Genomic DNA, 3,482 nt, shown 5'->3' on the forward strand with positions numbered 1-3,482 from the left:
TGGGCGTTCTACCAACTGAGGCAGTTTCTGGAATACAAGGCGAGAGTTGCAGGGGTTTCTCTGATCCTTGTTCCGCCCGCCTACACGTCGCAGACCTGTCACAAGTGTTTGCACATCCATCCCGACCCTGCGCAATCCTATCGCAGTGGGAAGCAGTTTAAGTGTGGGCACTGTGGATGGGAAGGGGATGCGGACTGGAATGGTGCAAACGTAATTGCGCTTTTGGGGGCTGCCGTAAACCAGCCCAGAGGTTCGAGTTTGTTTTGTTCTCTGGGAGAGCATAACAGGCTCAGGGCTACTGAAAGCCCGCACTGTACTGCGAAGCAGTCAGGGTCGGGTAGTTTACTGCCCTTGGCCCAGCATTAAGGGGGATCCCTGCATTCCTTGAAGTTTTGAGAGGGAGGGCTACAAAACCCCTCCTGAAAATGAATTAGAGTGAGATCACACCGGAAGGACGAGTCCATTATGCACCTGAGTGACATCACTCATCCCAACCAGCTCCGAAACCTGAACCTGAGCCAGTTGCGCAGCCTAGCCCGCCAGATTCGCGACAAACATCTGCAGACGGCTGCCAATTCCCCGGTCGGCTGTCATCTGGGGCCAGGGCTGGGGGTGGTGGAGCTGACCTTGGCCCTCTACAAGACCCTCGATCTGGATCGAGACAAGGTGATCTGGGATGTGGGGCACCAGGCTTATGCCCACAAAATGCTCACCGGCAGGTACCACAATTTCCACACATTGCGCCAGAAGGGGGGGATTTCCGGCTACCTGAAGCGCAGCGAGAGCCGCTTCGATCACTTTGGGGCGGGGCACGCTTCTACCAGCATCTCGGCAGCTTTGGGCATGGCCATCGCTCGGGATCGGCGGGGAGACAACTTCAAGGTGGTGGCCATCATTGGGGATGGTGCCCTGACCGGAGGCATGGCCTATGAAGCCATCAACCACGCCGGGCACCTGCCCAAGACCAACCTAATGGTGGTGCTCAACGACAACGGCATGTCTATTTCCCCCAATGTGGGGGCGATCCCTCGCTATTTAAACCGCCTGCGCCTCAGCCCGCCGGTGCAGTTTTTGGCCGACAGCCTAGAAGAGCAACTGAAGAACCTGCCCCTACTGGGATCCAGCCTCAGCCCAGAAATTGACCGCCTCAAGGAAACGGTGAAGCTGGTTACCGCTGTGCAAAACAACAAAGCCGGCATTATCTTTGAGGAGCTGGGCTTTACCTACGTGGGGCCGGTGGACGGGCACAACCTGGCGGAGTTGTTGGATGCCTTTGAGTTGGCCCACGGCATCTCCGGCCCGGTACTGGTGCATGTAGCTACCGTCAAAGGCAAGGGCTACCCGCCTGCCGAAGCGGAACAGGTGGGGTATCATGCCCAATCCCGCTTCGACCTGGCCACCGGCAAGCCCTACCCGCCCACCAAGCCCAAGCCCCCCAGCTACAGCAAGGTCTTTGGCCATGCCCTCTGCAAGCTGGCCGAGCGGGATCCCCGCATCATCGGCATCACCGCCGCTATGGATACGGGCACTGGCCTGGATAAGCTCAAGGAAAAGCTGCCGGATCAGTTTGTGGATGTGGGGATCGCCGAGCAGCACGCTGTAACGTTGGCGGCTGGCATGGCCTGTGAGGGAATGCGGCCAGTGGTGGCCATTTATTCCACCTTCTTGCAGCGGGCCTACGACCAGATCATCCACGATGTCTGTATCCAAAAGTTGCCGGTCTTCTTTTGCTTGGATCGGGCGGGAGTTGTAGGAGCCGATGGCCCCACCCACCAAGGCATGTACGACATCGCCTATCTGCGCTGCATTCCGGAAATGGTGCTAATGGCTCCCAAAGATGAAGCGGAGCTACAGCGCATGGTGGTGACCGGGATCCAGTACACCCAGGGCCCCATCGCCATGCGTTACCCGCGCGGATCTGGCGTGGGGGTGCCTCTGGCAGAAGAGGGATGGGAACCCCTGCCCATCGGCAAAGCCGAGGTGTTGCGCAGCGGCGGCGAGGTGCTGATCCTGGCCTATGGGTCGATGGTGCATCCCAGCCTGCAGGCGGCGGAGATCTTGAAAGAACACGGCATCTCAGCCACGGTGGTCAATGCCCGCTTCGCCAAGCCTCTGGATACTGAGCTGATCCTGCCTTTGGCCGAACAGAGCCGCTTGGTGGTGACGGTGGAAGAAGGTTGCCTCATGGGTGGGTTTGGCTCGGCAGTGGCCGAAGCCCTGCTCGACGCCGACCTGGCAGTGCCCTTGTTGCGCTTGGGGGTGCCGGATGTGTGGGTGGAGCACGCCACCCCCGAGGAATCCTTGGCAGAACTAGGCTTGAACAGCGCCGGGATTGCCGAGCGGATTCGGGCCAAGTTTCAGGCACGAGTTCTCAAGGGATCCCCTGCAGAACTTCCCACTGTCAATTCCTAAATCTATCCTGAATCTATTCTGAGAGGCCCATCCGCCGGTTGAACTGCTCGATGGCGGCTTGCTGCAGAGCTTCTGCAACAGGGCGGGTGCGCAGGAGGATCTGCACATCTCGCAGCAGGTTTTCTCGCCACAGGTTCTCCCGCAACACCTGCAGGCGGGCATAGTTGGGATCCAAGCGCATGGCCTTTGCCCCCAGTTCCTCAGCCCGTTCGGTTTCTCCCCGAATGTAGAGGGCAGTCGCCAGGGCCAAATAGGGCTCTGCTACGGCATTGTTCATCTCTATCGTGCGTTCCCAGCGATCGATGGCGGCGTCCAGATCCCCCTGCTCATAGTCCACCAAGCCCATGTTGTTCATGGCCGGCCAATAGGCGGGATCCAACTGCAAGGTCTTCTCATATTCCTGCCGGGCCGCATCCCACCGATCCAGCATGAGGTAGGCATTGCCCAGTTGGAAGCGAGCGTTGGGGTTATCCGGTTGCAGGGCCACAGCTCGTTCCAGGGTTTCAGCAGCGGCAAAGTAGCTGCCCTGCCGCAAATAAGCCGATCCCAGCGAGTAGAGGACATCCCCATCTTGAGGAGATAGGGCGCGGGCCTTTTGCAACGATGCAATCGCCTGCTCCAAGTCCCCCAGTTCTAGGTGTACGTTGCCCAAAACGTAGAGTAGCTCTGAGGAGTTGGGCACCATGGACACGGCCAGTTGCAGGCGGCGCAGCGCTTCTTCCGTTTGACCAAACTGGGCCAGCCGCAGCGAGTCGGTGGCCAGTTGCAGCGCTTGGGCCTGCATCAAGCCCCCATTGGGCAGAGGGACGTGCAGCAACACCTGGGCCTGGGCAGAGCTCCACCCTCCCATCCCCAACACAACTGCCAGGCCCACCGACAAGGCTTGCCAGGGCCGGATGGATAACCGAAACAACAGTGGCGGCATGATACCCACGCGATAAACAGGCCATGCCCATGTTAGCTGCAACAGCCGGGGATCCCTACGTCTTGGTGTTCTGATACATTTACGCTGAACACTGCTGAACATCACTGTTCAACTATGCAGCGATAGCATTCTGTTTGTTTCCAAA

General features: G+C 59.0%; 3 protein-coding genes. 2 read left to right on the forward strand and 1 reads right to left on the reverse strand.

Going from position 1 to position 3,482, the window contains the following annotated elements:
* On the forward strand, nt 1–366 hold a 366-nt coding region (locus tag NW842_RS13840; RefSeq protein ID WP_414418267.1), incomplete at its 5' end, for a zinc ribbon domain-containing protein.
* Between the two features lie 99 nt (nt 367–465).
* Nucleotides 466–2,412 (forward strand): 1-deoxy-D-xylulose-5-phosphate synthase, encoded by a 1,947-nt coding sequence (gene dxs / locus NW842_RS13845; RefSeq protein WP_011433570.1) that lies wholly within the window; start codon nt 466–468, stop codon nt 2,410–2,412.
* Nucleotides 2,413–2,425: 13 nt separating this feature from the next.
* Here the strand turns inward: dxs and NW842_RS13850 are convergent, their stop codons facing one another.
* Nucleotides 2,426–3,337 carry a tetratricopeptide repeat protein gene (locus NW842_RS13850; RefSeq protein WP_414418268.1) on the reverse strand — a complete coding sequence of 304 codons (912 nt, stop codon included), beginning with the start codon at nt 3,335–3,337 and terminating at the stop codon, nt 2,426–2,428.
* Nucleotides 3,338–3,482: the final 145 nt, after the last annotated feature.

Source organism: Synechococcus sp. R55.4 (assembly GCF_047461935.1).
GTDB lineage: Bacteria > Cyanobacteriota > Cyanobacteriia > Thermostichales > Thermostichaceae > Thermostichus.